18 protein-coding genes and 3 tRNA genes are annotated in these 15,023 nt (G+C 39.5%); 11 read left to right on the forward strand and 10 right to left on the reverse strand.

The annotated features are described in order from the left end of the window. The first annotated feature begins 16 nt into the window (after positions 1 to 16). Positions 17 to 667 (forward strand): endonuclease III, encoded by a 651-nt coding sequence (gene nth / locus PQ511_RS12860; protein ID WP_273852298.1) that lies wholly within the window; start codon positions 17 to 19, stop codon positions 665 to 667. Between the two features lie 67 nt (positions 668 to 734). Here nth and PQ511_RS12865 read toward each other — a convergent pair whose 3' ends face one another. Continuing rightward, entirely contained in the window at positions 735 to 3,407 is a 2,673-nt protein-coding gene (locus PQ511_RS12865; RefSeq protein WP_273852299.1) for a PBP1A family penicillin-binding protein, read from the reverse strand. 79 nt (positions 3,408 to 3,486) lie between these two features. Further along, positions 3,487 to 4,089, reverse strand: coding sequence for a Holliday junction resolvase RecU (recU, locus tag PQ511_RS12870; RefSeq protein ID WP_420541697.1), 603 nt, complete (start codon positions 4,087 to 4,089; stop codon positions 3,487 to 3,489). 95 nt (positions 4,090 to 4,184) lie between these two features. On the opposite strand from recU, the gene PQ511_RS12875 reads away from it, so the two are divergent. The 5 genes from PQ511_RS12875 (at position 4,185) to PQ511_RS12895 (ending at position 7,354) form a co-directional block, all read left to right on the forward strand. Next, positions 4,185 to 5,147 (forward strand): DUF2515 family protein, encoded by a 963-nt coding sequence (locus PQ511_RS12875; RefSeq protein ID WP_420541698.1) that lies wholly within the window; start codon positions 4,185 to 4,187, stop codon positions 5,145 to 5,147. Between the two features lie 328 nt (positions 5,148 to 5,475). Continuing rightward, positions 5,476 to 5,973, forward strand: a complete 498-nt coding sequence (locus tag PQ511_RS12880) for a MerR family transcriptional regulator (protein WP_273852302.1) — start codon at positions 5,476 to 5,478, stop codon at positions 5,971 to 5,973. Positions 5,974 to 6,081: 108 nt separating this feature from the next. Next, on the forward strand, positions 6,082 to 6,444 hold the full coding sequence (locus PQ511_RS12885; RefSeq protein ID WP_273852303.1) for a YppE family protein: 363 nt from the start codon (positions 6,082 to 6,084) through the stop codon (positions 6,442 to 6,444). Between the two features lie 100 nt (positions 6,445 to 6,544). Next, positions 6,545 to 6,796, forward strand: coding sequence for a DNA alkylation repair protein (locus PQ511_RS12890; protein WP_098443928.1), 252 nt, complete (start codon positions 6,545 to 6,547; stop codon positions 6,794 to 6,796). A 51-nt stretch (positions 6,797 to 6,847) separates the two neighbouring features. Next, positions 6,848 to 7,354: a hypothetical protein gene (locus PQ511_RS12895; RefSeq protein ID WP_273852304.1), complete on the forward strand. Its 507-nt coding sequence runs from the start codon at positions 6,848 to 6,850 to the stop codon at positions 7,352 to 7,354. 50 nt (positions 7,355 to 7,404) lie between these two features. Here PQ511_RS12895 and PQ511_RS12900 read toward each other — a convergent pair whose 3' ends face one another. After that, positions 7,405 to 7,608 carry an alpha/beta-type small acid-soluble spore protein gene (locus PQ511_RS12900; protein ID WP_098443926.1) on the reverse strand — a complete coding sequence of 68 codons (204 nt, stop codon included), beginning with the start codon at positions 7,606 to 7,608 and terminating at the stop codon, positions 7,405 to 7,407. Positions 7,609 to 7,778: 170 nt separating this feature from the next. Here PQ511_RS12900 and PQ511_RS12905 point away from each other — a divergent pair, with 170 nt between their 5' ends. Then, a complete protein-coding gene (locus tag PQ511_RS12905; RefSeq protein WP_273852306.1) occupies positions 7,779 to 7,943 on the forward strand; it encodes a hypothetical protein in 165 nt (54 codons plus the stop codon). Positions 7,944 to 8,179: 236 nt separating this feature from the next. Further along, positions 8,180 to 9,382 carry a D-alanyl-D-alanine carboxypeptidase family protein gene (locus PQ511_RS12910; protein ID WP_273852307.1) on the forward strand — a complete coding sequence of 401 codons (1,203 nt, stop codon included), beginning with the start codon at positions 8,180 to 8,182 and terminating at the stop codon, positions 9,380 to 9,382. A gap of 36 nt (positions 9,383 to 9,418) precedes the next feature. On the opposite strand, the gene PQ511_RS12915 is transcribed toward PQ511_RS12910, so the two are convergent. The 7 genes from PQ511_RS12915 to kynU form a co-directional block, all read right to left on the reverse strand. Continuing rightward, entirely contained in the window at positions 9,419 to 10,333 is a 915-nt protein-coding gene (locus PQ511_RS12915; protein ID WP_273852308.1) for an NAD(P)/FAD-dependent oxidoreductase, read from the reverse strand. A 10-nt stretch (positions 10,334 to 10,343) separates the two neighbouring features. Continuing rightward, positions 10,344 to 10,877, reverse strand: a complete 534-nt coding sequence (locus PQ511_RS12920; protein ID WP_273852309.1) for a 5' nucleotidase, NT5C type — start codon at positions 10,875 to 10,877, stop codon at positions 10,344 to 10,346. Positions 10,878 to 10,985: 108 nt separating this feature from the next. Further along, a complete protein-coding gene (locus PQ511_RS23755; RefSeq protein WP_420541699.1) occupies positions 10,986 to 11,150 on the reverse strand; it encodes a YjcZ family sporulation protein in 165 nt (54 codons plus the stop codon). A 110-nt stretch (positions 11,151 to 11,260) separates the two neighbouring features. Further along, complete coding sequence (locus PQ511_RS12930; RefSeq protein ID WP_273852310.1) at positions 11,261 to 12,643, reverse strand: alanine/glycine:cation symporter family protein; 1,383 nt, start codon at positions 12,641 to 12,643, stop codon at positions 11,261 to 11,263. Positions 12,644 to 12,766: 123 nt separating this feature from the next. Continuing rightward, a complete protein-coding gene (locus PQ511_RS12935; protein ID WP_273852311.1) occupies positions 12,767 to 13,048 on the reverse strand; it encodes a spore coat protein in 282 nt (93 codons plus the stop codon). 11 nt (positions 13,049 to 13,059) lie between these two features. After that, positions 13,060 to 13,245 carry a hypothetical protein gene (locus PQ511_RS12940; protein ID WP_224594154.1) on the reverse strand — a complete coding sequence of 62 codons (186 nt, stop codon included), beginning with the start codon at positions 13,243 to 13,245 and terminating at the stop codon, positions 13,060 to 13,062. A 64-nt stretch (positions 13,246 to 13,309) separates the two neighbouring features. Continuing rightward, positions 13,310 to 14,587, reverse strand: a complete 1,278-nt coding sequence (gene kynU / locus PQ511_RS12945; protein ID WP_273852314.1) for a kynureninase — start codon at positions 14,585 to 14,587, stop codon at positions 13,310 to 13,312. Between the two features lie 162 nt (positions 14,588 to 14,749). Here kynU and PQ511_RS12950 point away from each other — a divergent pair. The 3 genes from PQ511_RS12950 (at position 14,750) to PQ511_RS12960 (ending at position 15,015) form a co-directional block, all read left to right on the forward strand. After that, positions 14,750 to 14,834: transfer RNA gene (locus PQ511_RS12950), tRNA-Leu, on the forward strand. A gap of 13 nt (positions 14,835 to 14,847) precedes the next feature. Further along, positions 14,848 to 14,924, forward strand: a tRNA-Arg gene (locus tag PQ511_RS12955). Positions 14,925 to 14,938: 14 nt separating this feature from the next. Further along, positions 14,939 to 15,015 (forward strand) — tRNA-Met (locus PQ511_RS12960). The last annotated feature ends 8 nt before the right edge of the window (positions 15,016 to 15,023 follow it).

Consider the following 15,023-nt stretch of genomic DNA (forward strand, 5'->3'; position numbering starts at 1 on the left):
AAAGGAAGTAGAACTGTTGTTAACGAAACCCCAAATAAGAACTGTTCTTGATACGATGGGAGAAATGTTCCCGGATGCACACTGTGAGTTGAATCATTCCACACCTTTTGAACTTGCCATCGCGGTCGTTCTATCCGCTCAGTGTACAGATGCGCTTGTTAATAAAGTAACACCAGATTTATTTCAGAAATACAATGGGCCGGAGGACTTTCTTCATGTGCCTATTGAAGAATTAGAAAACGACATCAGACGAATTGGTTTATTTCGTAATAAAGCGAAAAACATTAAAAAGCTAGCTAGGACCGTGATAGAAGAGCATGATGGTGTTCTTCCTGAGACGAGGGAAGAATTAATGAAGTTGGCAGGGGTTGGGCGTAAAACAGCCAATGTGATTGCTTCTGTAGCGTTTGATGTGCCTGCAATCGCTGTAGATACGCACGTTGAGAGAGTGAGCAAGCGTCTAGGAATATGCAGGTGGAAAGACTCTGTACTTGAAGTTGAAAAAACGCTAATGCGAAAAATTCCAGAAGAAGAGTGGTCCGTGTCTCATCATCGCTTTATTTTCTTCGGACGGTACCACTGTAAAGCGCAATCTCCGCAGTGCGAAATCTGTCCACTGTTAGAGCTTTGTCGTGAGGGACAAAAGCGAATGAAACAGAGAGCCTGAAGGAAGTAAGGCGCTGATTAAAACATAACGAAAAGCCCAATCTGCTCGCAGATTGGGCTTTGTTGTGCTAGTTATTTTCAGTGGCAGGTGCATTGGCTGGGGCGTTTGAACCAGTGTCAGGTTCTTCTGTGTTTCCGGTATCCCCAGAATTACCTGGTTCAGTCGTACCAGTATCATTCCCAGAACCATTCTCACCATTTGCTCCACCGTTGTTACCCTGATTTTCGTCACCAGTATTTCCGCCTTGATCTTCAGCAGGAGGCTGTTCTTCATCACCTTGATTGCCTTCGGTGTTTCCAGTCCCTTCGCCGTTTTGATCATTTCCTTCTTCAGGTGGCGTTTCGCCTTCTTCTTCAGGAGTTTGTTCTTCTGTCGGTTCTTCAGGCTCTTGAGCTTCTTCTTCTTTTGGAACTGAAACAGATGTTTCAGCTGGCTTCGTTGAAACGCCTGAATCTGAAACGGCAGTTACTTTGAATTTATATTCGCTACCTTTTTCAACATTCTGTACAGTAAATCCAGTATCACCGGTTTCCGTTAATCCCTGGTAGCCTTCACCGTTAACAGCCATTTCAACTTTATACGTGAATGATTTATCTTCACCTGGCTGCCATGAGAGGGAGATACTGTTTGAATCTGCTTTATATTGTGCAGATAGGCCTTTTACACCATCAGGTTGTTTGTATTTGTTAGACGTTTTTTCTGGTGTGCTTCCTTTAACAAAGAGTTCATACACAATTTGATCTTTTGGTGTGTAATCGCTTGGAAGTAAACCAGTGCTTTTTTCCACGCCAACTTCTACTACAGATTCGGGTTTCTGAAAGTCAGCCGTGTTGATGCCTTCAGAGACCTGACTCATGATTTCTTTAAAGATTAGTTTAGATGAATCGTCTTCGCCTTTACTTGAGTCCAAATAATGCTTATTGGGTTCATTAAATCCGGTCCAAACGGCCATCGAGTATTCGGTCGTATAGCCGGCAAACCAAGCATCTCTCACAATACCTGAAGTTGGAAATCCTTGTGATTGAACGACATCTTCTGGATGGTTAGTCGTTCCAGTTTTACCTGCAAGAGGAAGTCCAGGTATTTTTGCATCTGTCCCCGTTCCTTCATTTACAACTGATTTCAGCATATCTGTAATCATATAAGCAGTATAATCATTCATTGCTTTCTCCGGTTCAGGCTCAAGATTAATTTCTTTTCCATCTGGGAAGACCACTTTTCGAACAGTGTGCGGTTCATTGTACATTCCACCATTCCCAAATGCCGCATACGCCCCGGTCATTTGGAGGGGAGAAGTACTAAATGTTCCGATTGCCGCAGAAGAAACCATATCTTCATCTTTTAAGTTCATTCCAAGCTTGTTAGCAAACTCTTGAGCTGGTTTTTTTCCAACCTCAAGGTACGTATTAACAGCCGGTACATTGTATGACATTTCAAGAGCACGTCTCATAGATACCTGACCACGGTACTTCCGGTCCCAGTTACGAATATTGTTATCAAGAGGTTCATCTTTAATCGATCGGCCAGTTGACCACTGCAAGTTTTCAATGGCAGGACCATAGGCAAGAATTGGCTTAGCAGTGGAGCCTGGTTGAAACTTACCTGTTGTTGCATACGTAATAACACTTTCATCTTTTCGCGTTTCACCAATCGCACGAATGGAGCCTGTTTTCGTATCCATTAGAACAAGACCTGAACGCATCTCTTCATTCGAGTAAGGATAGTTTGCGATCACATTAGACGTAATATCCTGAGCGCGTGTATCAAGCGTCGTGTATATTTCAAGCCCACCGGAGTAGATATCTTTTTCAGAAATATCATCACGATCGCGAAGCTCTTTAACCACTTGATCCATAAAAACTTTATATTGATCTGTTTCTTTTTCTTCCGTGAGTGCGACAATCATATCGCTCACTTTTTCAGCCTGATACTTATCGGCTTCTTCCGCTGTAATCACACCCTGCTTTTCCATTAAGCTCAAAACAACATTTCGACGCTGCTCTGCTTGATCAGGGTATTCGTAAGGATTGTAGTAGGTTGGACGCTGTGGTAGTCCTGCGAGCAATGCTGCTTCACCAGGTGTTAATTCTTCTTCCGTAATGTTTTTACCGAAGTACGTTTCAGCTGCATCCACTACGCCCCATGCGCCATTACCGAAATAAATTTTGTTTAAGTACATTTCTAATATTTGATCTTTTGAATATTCTTGCTCTAACTTAATCGATAAATAAGCTTCTTGTACTTTTCGTTCCAACGATTTTTCAGAGGTTAAGAGAGAGTTCTTAATCACCTGCTGAGTAATAGTACTTGCACCTTCAGCTCCAAAACCGTTTGTAATATTTGCGAGCACGGCTCCTCCAATTCTGCGTGGATCAATTCCGAAGTGTTCGTAGAAACGAGTATCTTCAACAGAGACAAACGCATTTTTTAGAACATCGGGTATTTCATCGATTTTTGCTACTTCTCTAGCATCGGCGCCTTGAATTGTTTGTACTTCTTTGTCATCTCGATCAAGTATCACGGATGACTGTGGATTTGTAAGCTTATCTGGGTCCAGCTCTGGTGCACTATTAATATAGGCAATTGCTGTTATGCCTCCAGCCACTAAACCGACTAGAAATAAAACAACTAATGTAAGGAAGATTTTTTTAAAAATTCCTCTCTTACCCGTTTTTTTAGGAGCTTTCTTTTTCTTCCCGCTTGTTTTACGTCTTTCTTGACGTGATTGATATTCACTCATGAATATTCCTGCCTTTCAAACCTGTACTGGTTATAGGATTCGAATGAATCCATTGTTTTATGAATTAATTATGACTTCTTTAGCTGAAATACATTTTATCAATAATTTTCAGATAGTCAATGCGCGGTTGATACGTGTAAGGGATTCGTATACCGGTCTGTTCAATCTCTTCTTTCTTAATAGACTTTCTTCCACCATTCTTCATAACTTCCCAATGAGAAAAGAGAGTGACGGCATCCAGTAAAAACACCTCGTCTGTCATTGAAAAGCGAAGGAGTACAAAGCAAATCCCATTATGACAATTTACTTGCTCCATATGACTGATCTGGTGTTCGTGAAAATTATTTAGCGGAAAAGACGTCTTGTTTTTCGTTTCTTTTGCTTCAAAATCGATGTATTTCCCTTTATATACCCCATTGTAATCTGTTGTAGAAGCCTGTTTGAAGTATGCTTCTTTAATCACAGCGGCGCTCCGTTTTGGGTAATCAACATTAACAATTTGAACAGGGGTAGGCTTTTTGTGAATAACGGCTCTACCTGTTGAGAGATAATACGTATTACTTTGATTTATATCTTCTTCTAATGTCATACCACGGTTGCTGTATGACGGTTGTTTTTGACTTGCAAGCTGATTCTGAGCCGAAGGGACGTACGGCTTTCCGTTCGGATATCGAATCGGCACGTTAATCATCCTTTCTATTTAGAAGGTGCACTGAATCTATTTTACTTTACTTAATACGAGTTGTCCGACAAAAATGTTTCAAGCAGGTGAAAAATATGGTGAAAAACACGAAAGAGATCATGGCAAAGATTCAAAAAGAAACAGAAAGATGGAACATGGATAATATTTCACGTACCGTATTTTATCATCGTTTTTATCAACAGAATTCTGAAATTAAGTGGGCATTTCTAGCTTCAATGGTTTCAAGAAACGCTGGTTGGAGCATGTGTGACTTACAGGGTGAGTGGTTTCCAAAAGCGTTAAACAAAAAACAATTAATGAATTTTTTCATGACATATGAACGCGCAAACTGGACCATTTTTGAAGACGCAGCACCGCAACTTTTGTTATATGAATACTGTAAAAAAACGAATTCGTCATTTTTAGATCTTGGACAAGAATTAGAAATTTCGAGTTTTATTCTTGAAGAGTGGGAAACGTTTTTTAAGTCTAGGAATGAAGAACGATTAATGACAGCTCTCATTATTAACGAACAGCATGTGATTGAAGGACCAGTCATGGAACATCATACATATGCAAAAGAAGTTTTTCATTCCTTCTTTTTTACGGTTCAAGATTGGTTTCATTTTAGTACGGTACTCTTTCCGACATTAGAAGGAGAGTTATATGGTTTATCTGTTAGTCGTTTCTGTCACACGAAGAACCGTATCGTGCTTGGGAAAAAATTAGCTAAATTGCTCTTTCATCCGAAATACTATCCTAGCTTTTTTCGGTTTGCTTCTACTACCTTCCCAACTGGGTCAAGATTTGACTATGAAAGCAAGATGGGGAAAAAACGAGAAGGCCCCATGTTAAGGCAAGTATATCCAATTATCCAACATCATCGAGGGAAAAAACGGGATTGGTATAATCGACAAGCGCTCGTTAAGAAAATGCTGGAAAATGATGTTAGGTTACCGCCTGAGCTTGCCTTATCAGATTGGTATGAGAAGAAAAGAAGTGAAATTCGAATTGCGATTGAAATAGAAAATTTGCTCATAAAAAAAAGCAGGAACTAACCCTGCTTTTAAGTGGAAGGACGATCCGGACCTTCCAATTTTTTATTTCCATATCCTGTTTTTGATTCTTGCTGTTTTTGTTTGTCATTTGTTTTAGTGAATTTCTGTTTTTTGCTCATCTGTTACACCTCCTTAACTTAGTTTGAGCAGATGTTACAAAATCATGCTACATAATTGTCGAAAGTACTTTCCTTTAGCATTAAACCACTACCTTTGGCGAAACCGTTCTAGTTTTGTCAAAGAGGAAGGCAATGGAAAAGAAAAAGAGAATAGTACGTATACAAACTTACAGGCTATGGCCTGAGTATGACAGAAGGGATGGGATTGCATGTTATTAAAGACAAAGCAGGTTTCAGACGAACTTGGTGTAAACCCTACTACTGTTCAACGCTGGGTAAAGTATTTTGATTTAGAGTGTGAAAAGAATGAGCTTGGACACTTTCTTTTTTCGAGTGAAACAGTGGAGGAGCTAAAATTAATTAAAAACGATTTAAGAAGGGGTTACTCAATGGAAAAAATAAAATCATCCGGAGCGAGTGATCCTCCTGAACAAGTCATGGTATCCCCTGAACGGTTTGAACAAAGGCTAGATCGATTTTCAGTAAGATTGGAACAGCTTGAGCGTCAGTTGGAAGAAAAAGCGAATGAAGTGATTACCGTGCAAGTCCTTCAGCACCGCACCGAACTTGATGAATTAATGAAGAAGATTACGTCATTAGAAGAGAAGTTAATGGAGCTTGAAGATCATACGTCTATTCAAGAGGCAGTAGGTCAGTCGACGGGCAAAGGTAAGCGTCCCTGGATCATGAGTCTGTTCAGTTTCTAGAAAAAGTTGAATATGGTTCCCTTCTGACCTTATGTCCCGGTAGGATATAAGGTTTTTGTTTGTGGATGAGATTCGTGTGTTAGGATAGGAATGGTGGGGGTGAGTGTGATGCAAAACAATAAAACACTACGTGAATTAACAGCTGAATTATTAAAGATAAATGAAGAAGCAAGATTACAATATACAACTCGAACACATCTTCATGATTACAAGGTGAATTTCTATGATGAAGTGAAACCATTTGCCGACAAGGCATTAATGCTATTAAAGGAATGGGAACCACTTGCGAGAGAATGGGTGATGGAGAATAAACCCAAATATTTATATCCTATTCAAATTAAAAATACGTACGAAAATATTGAAATGATCTCAGTTGTCGCCTGGCAAAAAGATACAGGGCCAAAGAAATTTAATGAACGGGTCCAATCGGTTGAATATGTGTTAGAGAAGTTGTTAGAAGAAGTGAGGTAAAACGGGAGAGTCTCCCGTTTTGATTATAAATTTCACGCACCGTAATAAATGAATAAAATTTCCTTTTTTAGTGTAACACTATGATAAAAGGAGTGAGTTCATGACAGCTTATTTGTGTCCAAGGTGTAAAACGAATCGAATGAGATTTAACAAAATTGAACAGAAAGCAACTTCGGTTAAATTAGATCCAGAGTCAGGAGAAGTGGTTTCGGTAATGGAGGAAGGGAAAGCGGATCCCTTTCATATGGAATACAAAGGCCCAAATGTTCGAGTTCAATGTGCCGCATGTGGGGAAATAGGAGATGAAGAAACGTTTATTCAATTTGCTAAATCCCACCCGCGTCATTCCTAACTACTTACCCTCTACCATTCATGATATAGTGAAGTGATAGGGGGTGACGGTATGTTTGATCCAACCATTTATGAAAATGTAAAAGTAGTATTAGAAGGGGAACTTTACGATCGAGATCTAGAAGGTGAGATCTCGATTGTAAGTCGAGAAGACTTTGTCGATCTCGCTTCACTTTCTCGCAAATATTTAATGAAGTTTACCGGGAATGAAAATGTTTATGTAACAATCGAGCTTTTTGCTGATCTTGCTAATTTTAGTGCAGAACAGCTGCAGCTTGACCAAATTGAACCCGGATGTGAAATAAAAATCTATTTCGATGTTCCGATCTTACATGAAGACGATTGTGCTGAAACTGAGGAAGATATTCGAAGCATCTGGGGATACCGTCCAACAATCAGTCAAACGGTTTCTTTTCCTTATGCATCAGATCTTGAGGACGTGTCATTAACCACTCATGTCGTATTAGAATTTAACCGAAAAATCAATGAAGATCAAATAAGTGACTTAGCTGAACTGATTGAGTATGCGATTCAAACGTCCAACCTTCTTGGAGAATAAGAAAAAGGCGGATTGCTCCGCCTTTTTTATCCATACTATGCAGTTAGCGATTAGTAGCTTCCGCCGCCCATTTGCTGTTCAGCCATTTGGACAAGACGTTTTGTAATTTCTCCTCCAACAGAACCGTTAGAGCGAGCAGTGGAGTCTGGACCAAGTTGAACACCGAATTCACTTGCAATTTCGTATTTCATTTGATCTAAAGCTTGTTGTACACCAGGGACTACCAGATTGTTTGAGCTATTGTTGTTTGCCATGTTGTGTACACCTCCTTGACTAATATGATGCTCCGAAGGATGTTTTGCTATACAATTTTAGTAAAGGAACATAATGGAAAGCACTTTTAGTTTTCTGAAAATTTAGAGGATTTATCATATGATAGTCGAATTCATTAGATAGACCACAAGTAAATTGGAGGGATTCGAGCATGGATCGTTTTATCAAGAAATCAGGATTTTACCAGAATTTTGACAAAAAAAGAGTAGAGTACTGGATGGTGTTAACGGAAGAAAATAAAGTACTCGTATCCTGGCTATCTTGGAGCGCACCCCAGCATATTATCGAGCAATGGAAAGGTTCATATGCTTCCTAACTACACCGCTATTAGCGGTTTTTATTTTGTTTTTTTTTACATTTAACTAAAATGAAAAATGATTGAAATACACATTTGCAAGCTGAAAGTTTTAAATTAAGGGTAAATACAATTAATCGTATTCAGAAGTCTTTATCAAAGCTATAATAAGGATCGTATCAGGTCTTTTATACTAGACAATCCATTACGAATTGAAACGAACAATGTATTAGCATATTAAAGAAAGAGGAGCATCCATGATCGAAAAACATTATGCGCAACTGATTGTCGCCGTATTCTTACTGATTGGTTTAATCCCGAACACAGCCTTTGCAGAAGATACGCCAAACATCCAAAGCGAAACAGCTATCCTTATGGATGGGAAAACTGGCCAAGTTCTTTATAGAAAAAACAGTAAAGACGCAATGTATCCTGCAAGTATTACGAAGATAGTGACAGCACTAATGGCAGTGAAGTCCAATAAAATGGATGAGATGGTTACTGTTAGTGCCTATGCAAGGGAAGTAGACGGTACAAGAGTTTACTTAAAAGAAGGAGAACAGGTTCCATTAGAAAAATTGGTAAAAGGGATGCTGATTAATTCGGGAAATGATGCCGCCATTGCAATTGCGGAGCATTTAAGTGGAAGTGTGGAATCGTTCTCTAGTGAGATGAACGATTTTTTAAGAAAAGAAGTAGGGGTTCACAACACACATTTTGTAAATCCAAACGGTCTTTTTGATGAAAATCATTTTACTACCGCGGAAGATATGGCGAAAATAACCCAATATGCAATGAAAAACGAAGATTTTCGATCATTATTTGGAATAAAACAAATGGAGTGGAGCGGTGAAGATTGGGAGACAACGCTTATTAATCACCACCGTCTTATACTCGATTATGATTTTGTTACTGGAGGAAAAAACGGCTACGTATCAGAATCTGGTTTTACCTTGGTCACCACAGCTTCGAAAGGTGATCAAGATTTAATTGCTGTTACGATGAAAGCATCTGATGACAGAATTGCTTATCAGGACACACTAAATCTTTTTAATTATGGATTTACTGCCTTTTCACCTGTTCAATTTGAGAAAGGAACTGAACTAGGTGTTGTTGATCAACAAGAGTACAGTTTATCTGATAACATAACGCTTTATCAGATAGAAGATCATCCGATTGATTTGAAGTTATCAAGTGAAAACAATCTTGAAATTGTTGGGGATTCGTATGTTTCAACTCTTGATTCTGATCACTTAATGAAGACTCCCTTAGGAGAAAAAGATTCTGAAGTAACAAATGAAATGACACCTATAGCGGAAGTCAAAGATGAAGAAACGGAAACTGTTCTTTCAAGTAGTACCATTCTTTATCTAGGTATCGGTATATTTCTATTCATTATCATTTGTTTGATTTTTGGAAGAAGCAATACTTCAGTCAAAAGACACCGAACATTTCCATAAATTCCAAAAATCAAAAAAGGACCTAGAGGTCCTTTTTTAATTTTCCAGAAAAAATGATAATTGTTTTATAGAAGTCATTCCCTGACCGACGGCTGAAGCAATGCTCGATAACAGAGGGCGTGTACAAACATCTCCTGCAGCATATACGTATGGAAGAGAGGTTTCGCCAAATGCATTACACTTAATGTAGCCTTCCTGGTCTATTTCAATCCCTTGACGATAGGGATTGGTGTTTGGTTGGACACCGATTCGAATAAATACACCATCTACTTCCATCGTTTTATAAAGGCCATTAGAGGAAAGGGATAATACTTTGCTTCCTTTTCCTTCAATTTGATTCACGACCGTTTCGGTGAGAAGTGTGATGTTCTCGTGTTCGAATACAGGATCTTTATATTCTTGACGAGCTTTAAAATGAGTAGAACGGTGAATGAGAGTGACTTTTGCTCCGGTTTCAGCAAGCAACAATGCACCTTCAAATGCTCGGTCACCGCCACCAATTACCGCTACGTTTTTGTTAACGAATTTTCCTTTGTCCCTAGTCGCTGAATAAACTTCTTTCTGATCAATCATTTCTTGCTCTCCAGGCACATCAAGTTTTCGAGGTGATGAACCTGTTGCAATCAGCAATGAACGAAATTCGTATGTATGTTCTGCAGATGTTGAAAGAATTTTCTTCTTCCAATTAATCGATTTAACTGACGAATTCAATGCATAATCAAAATTGATTTCGTCGGCATGTTTTTTAAATTGTTTTTGAAGATACTTGCCATTCGGTGCGATTATTCCAGGATAATCTACGATTTGATTGTAAATCGTGTTTAATTGACCACCGAGATCTTTCTTTTCTTCTAGAAGCAAATGATTCAGTCCGAGGCGTTTTGCCCATATAGCAGCTGATATACCAGCAGGGCCACCTCCAATAATCAGGAGATCTTTTTTGTGATTCACAACTTTGCCCTCACTTCCATGTTGCGAGCCATTGTTCAAACTCAAGCCAATTGTTAACACGAGGAACGTCAATTTCTGCATTATAAGGATAATTCATAGCGATTGCTGTTCGACCAGAATTTTTAAATGCCATGAGATTATGCGGCGCATCATCAAACAACAAATCACCGCGGATCATTTCTTTTCGATGAGAGAAAATTAAGTTGCGCTTACCGATAAAAGGGAGGTTTTTCTCAACCCACTGTTCTTTTTCAGTGTAAGCAAATGTACGGCTACTCGTTACAATTAGAACATCATAGATTACAGAGAGACGTTTCAAAACATCGAGAGCGTTCGGAAGAGGTTTTAAATGAAGAAACATTCCTGGCTGATCCAGATAACTATAAATTTTCTCGCCACACTCACTTTTAACATAATCTTCAGAACGCCAGCACTTCAGTTTTTCAACAGATAAATTATCTTGATAATCTTCGTTATATCTTCGATGCCATTCCGACATTAAATCACATATAACGGAGTCCATATCAATTAAAAGGGTCTTCATTGAATCACTTCTTTCATCACGCATTCTTTATCACTATAACAGCGAATGGAGAATCGAACAATTCAAGCCAAGTAAAAAGCAAGAACCAGTTGGCTCTTGCTCTGTGGACTAGCATTTAATGAAAGCTGTTCCTACAATGATAAGCAGGATAAAAAGAACGACAATTAGCGCGAAGCCATTTCCGGCTGGACGGTGACACGGCATTCCATAAGAAGCTCCAGCAACTGGCTGATAAGGTTCGTTTCCGTAAGGTGCATTGTTTGCATAATACATATTAGGTCCCCCTTTAATTTCTCTTTCCATATCACTGTATGTTGGCGTCTAGAAATGATATAGGCTGGAGCGGAGGAGAACCTAAATTAGGTAAATGTCCAAGAAAAAACTTATGAACTAATTCCTTTATCTTTCGTTTGAGCTTGTTTCAAGAAATTATATTTGTAATCGTCCGTTAGCTCTTTCACTTCCTTACTAAGGAATAGGATGGCAATCACATTTGGGATTACAAACAAAGCAAGGGTGATGTCAACAAGCTCCCAAACAAATTGTAGTCCGCCTATGGCACCTACAAAGATTGAAAGAATATAAACAAAGCGCATGACTCTTGAAAAAGGGATGCCAAATAAATACTCGGCTTGTTTTTCACCATAAAACACCAGTACACCAATTGTACTGATGACAAAAATCAACAACAAAGAAGAGACAAAAATCGGTCCCCATGTAGGACCCATTAGTCCTGAGAAAGCATCTGAAACCATATCAGCTGCATTAGAAGGCTTTACATCTTGCCATGCTCCTGATAATAGGACTGTGAAGGCAGTCACTGTACAAAGGACGATAGTGTCAATGAAAACACTGAAGATGCCCCATAACCCTTGTCTACATGGGTGAGGAGTATGTGCGGCAGAATGAGCGATCGAAGCGGTCCCCATCCCAGCCTCATTCGAATAAAGTCCGCGAGCAAGTCCCCATCTAACTGCTGCAGCAAATCCAGCGCCTGCAAATCCACCAGCTGCGGAGATCGGTTCAAACGCATGTATGAAAATAAGACTCATGACGTTTGGAAACTCCTCGATATTAATAATCATGACGCCGAGGGCACCAGCAATATATGTAAGAACCATAAATGGAACGATCTTTTCAGCTACTGAACCGATTCTTTGAATTCCACCAAGTACAACAGCCGTAATAAGAATAATTAAAATAACACCAGTGAGCCAAGTCGGCATTCCGAAAGAACTTTCTGAAAGAGTTGAGATAGAATTTGTTTGAACCATGACGCTTGGAATGATTTCAATCATTAACCCAAAAGCAAAGAGCGAAGAAGCAAATTTCCAACCTAATCCTTTCCGTATGTAGTACATAGGGCCGCCTACATAAACCCCATTTTTATCTTCTTCACGATATTTAATACCGAGAACTATTTCAGAAAATTTAGTTGACATGCCGATAATGGATACTACCCACATCCAAAAAATGGCACCTGGTCCCCCGAAAGCTATGGCAACAGGAACCCCAACAATGTTTGTTGCCCCTGCTGTTGAAGCTAAAGCTGAAGCAAATGCTTGAAAGGGAGAGATTGTGCCATCTCCTTTTTCTTTTTTAAACACTTTTCCGATCGTATGTTTTAAAGCGTGAGGAAAAAATAGAATTTGAAAAAAACCGAGACGTATTGTTAAAAATAAGCCACCGCCTAAAAGTAAAATCATCATTGGATAACCCCAGATAAAAGCGGAAAATTCCGTTATTGCATTTAAAATAACGTCCATCGCCATCACTCCTTATATGTAGTACTAGTTTAAATATCCATATAGTGGGAAGGCGAAACGTTATTTGTAAAATTATGAAAAAATGAGCATAAAGACATAGAGCCGGTTTTCACCGGCTCTTACTCATTGCATTTGGGGTGGCTGATTATTTTGTTGTTGCGCACCGCTTAGTTGGTTCTTAACTTGTTGAATCTCATTCATCTGAGCAGGGGCGGCAGGTTGATAGTAACCTTTCTGCTTTGCATATTGATAAAGACTATACTGTCTTTGTTCATCAGTATTACGGATCTGTTGAAGAGCTTGACGAAGCTGCTGGTTATCTGCTTGAGAGATCACGCTACCGTAATTACTTAAGCTGCTGTTTAACACGGATAAATAGTCATTCACCATATCTTTTTCGTTCATAATATCCCTCCTTAGCTTAAAAAGCCCATCAGTTGTTGTTGCGTATTACGAGCATCCTGTGCGTCTTTTTGTAGCATTTGTTTCAGCTGAGGGCATGTACACGACGCTGCATACGAATCAAGTTTGTTTGCCAGTGTTTCGTGGCCGCCAATCATGTGTCGCAAGTTTTGAAGTTCAAGTTCATTCAGTTGACTCATCCAGATTCCCTCCTTCATTGTAATCATGTTTAGTATGAATGGGGAGGTTTGGAAATATGCAAACTTATGCGATTACATTTCGTTTATTAGAAAATTGTTGATACGTTTTTTCACGCATAATGCTTTTAAGAATCTCAACAACGTAATAGACGTCTTCATAAGATGAATAAAGGGCGATCGGCGCAAGTCTAATCACATTAGGTGCGCGAAAGTCCGGAATTACTCCCTCTTGCTTTAATGCTTTGCAGATACGAGCGGCTTCATCATGTTCAAGGCATACGTGCCCTCCACGACGAGTATCTTCTGTAGGGTTTGTAATAACGAAACCATCCTCGAGTAAGTTTTCTTCAACTAGATTTATTAAATACCTTGTAAGTGAAAGAGATTTCTTTCGGATATTTTCTATGCCGGCCTCATTCATTATATCTAATGCACCAATCAATGGAGCCATGCTAAATATATGAGGGGTTCCTATTTGATAAGCACCAGCTGTTTCAGCGGGAGTAAGCGTATGGCTCATATCAAATTGCACTTCTTTCTTAGAACTAAACCATCCTGCGAGACCAGGGCGCCGCCCGAGGTGGTTTTCGTGAACAAAAAGACCACCAACACCACCTGGTCCGCTGTTTAAGTATTTATATGTACACCAAACGGCAAAATCGACATTCCACTCGTGAAGACTATGGGGGATAGCGCCAATTGAATGAGCCAAATCCAATCCAATCATTGCGCCATGATCATGTGCTGCTTTCGTTAATCTCTCAATATCAAGCAACTGTCCGCTTCGATAAAGGACAGAAGGGAGGAGAATGAGGGCAACTGTCTCATCTATTGCTTCAATAATATCGTCTTCTAATAATGTTCTTCCATTTTGACTCGGCACTTGAATAAGATGAGTCTCCGGTGATAAACCGTGAAGTTCAAGTTGACTTTGCAGTGCATAAATGTCTGAAGGGAAAGTAAGAGAGTCGGCAAGAATTTTCGTTTTATGACCTGAGGGTTTAAAGAATGTAGCAAGCATTTGATGAAGATTCGTAGTAATTGAGCCAGTTATCATCGTCTCAGAAGGGTGAGCGCCTATTAAATGAGATGTCATTTCCCCAAGGTTTTCAGCCATATAAAACCAAGGCTGTTGTCCCTCAGTCCAACCGTCTATGCCATGATGTTTCCAATCTTCAAGCGATTGAAGAAGGGTGAATTCAGCTCTTTTGGAAAGAAGTCCAAGAGAATTACCATCCATATAAAACGTGTTGGTCTTTAAATAAAATTCATTCCGAAACTTCGCAAGAGGGTCTTTGTCGTCGAATTGTTTAGCATTTGTAATGGATTGTGATAAACTCATATGAAACAACTCCTTTTCTATCACTAATCGTATGAGAGGGATAAGAGCCTGTCAACGCTTTCATTCTTCGTACAGAAATTCTTTTATGTTTTTTTGGAATAACAATTGACACGATTAATAACTTAATGGTATATTATTAAACGTCGCTGATGCACAACATATGCGGGTGTGGCGGAATTGGCAGACGCGCTAGACTTAGGATCTAGTGTCTTACGACGTGGGGGTTCAAGTCCCTTCACCCGCACCATATATTTATTTTTGCGCCCGTAGCTCAATTGGATAGAGCGTCTGACTACGGATCAGAAGGTTAGGGATTCGACTTCTCTCGGGCGCACCATACATAATGTAAGTGGCGGTGTAGCTCAGCTGGCTAGAGCGTACGGTTCATACCCGTGAGGTCGGGGGTTCGATCCCCTCCGCCGCTACCATAAACAAA

It is taken from the genome of Guptibacillus spartinae (assembly GCF_028610625.1).
GTDB lineage: Bacteria > Bacillota > Bacilli > Bacillales > Guptibacillaceae > Guptibacillus > Guptibacillus spartinae.

Bases quoted from the DNA above. Each gene is read 5' to 3' on its own strand.
- PQ511_RS12895 (WP_273852304.1), top strand. From the start codon at position 6,848: ATGTTTGATCCAACCATTTATGAAAATGTAAAAGTAGTATTAGAAGGG.
- PQ511_RS12885 (WP_273852303.1), top strand. From the start codon at position 6,082: ATGCAAAACAATAAAACACTACGTGAATTAACAGCTGAATTATTAAAG.
- PQ511_RS12940 (WP_224594154.1), bottom strand. From the start codon at position 13,245: ATGAGTCAACTGAATGAACTTGAACTTCAAAACTTGCGACACATGATT.
- PQ511_RS12910 (WP_273852307.1), top strand. From the start codon at position 8,180: ATGATCGAAAAACATTATGCGCAACTGATTGTCGCCGTATTCTTACTG.
- PQ511_RS12890 (WP_098443928.1), top strand. From the start codon at position 6,545: ATGACAGCTTATTTGTGTCCAAGGTGTAAAACGAATCGAATGAGATTT.
- kynU (WP_273852314.1), bottom strand. From the start codon at position 14,587: ATGAGTTTATCACAATCCATTACAAATGCTAAACAATTCGACGACAAA.
- PQ511_RS12875 (WP_420541698.1), top strand. From the start codon at position 4,185: ATGGTGAAAAACACGAAAGAGATCATGGCAAAGATTCAAAAAGAAACA.
- PQ511_RS12920 (WP_273852309.1), bottom strand. From the start codon at position 10,877: ATGAAGACCCTTTTAATTGATATGGACTCCGTTATATGTGATTTAATG.
- PQ511_RS23755 (WP_420541699.1), bottom strand. From the start codon at position 11,150: ATGTATTATGCAAACAATGCACCTTACGGAAACGAACCTTATCAGCCA.
- PQ511_RS12935 (WP_273852311.1), bottom strand. From the start codon at position 13,048: ATGAACGAAAAAGATATGGTGAATGACTATTTATCCGTGTTAAACAGC.
- PQ511_RS12880 (WP_273852302.1), top strand. From the start codon at position 5,476: ATGTTATTAAAGACAAAGCAGGTTTCAGACGAACTTGGTGTAAACCCT.
- PQ511_RS12900 (WP_098443926.1), bottom strand. From the start codon at position 7,608: ATGGCAAACAACAATAGCTCAAACAATCTGGTAGTCCCTGGTGTACAA.
- PQ511_RS12865 (WP_273852299.1), bottom strand. From the start codon at position 3,407: ATGAGTGAATATCAATCACGTCAAGAAAGACGTAAAACAAGCGGGAAG.
- PQ511_RS12905 (WP_273852306.1), top strand. From the start codon at position 7,779: ATGGATCGTTTTATCAAGAAATCAGGATTTTACCAGAATTTTGACAAA.
- PQ511_RS12930 (WP_273852310.1), bottom strand. From the start codon at position 12,643: ATGGACGTTATTTTAAATGCAATAACGGAATTTTCCGCTTTTATCTGG.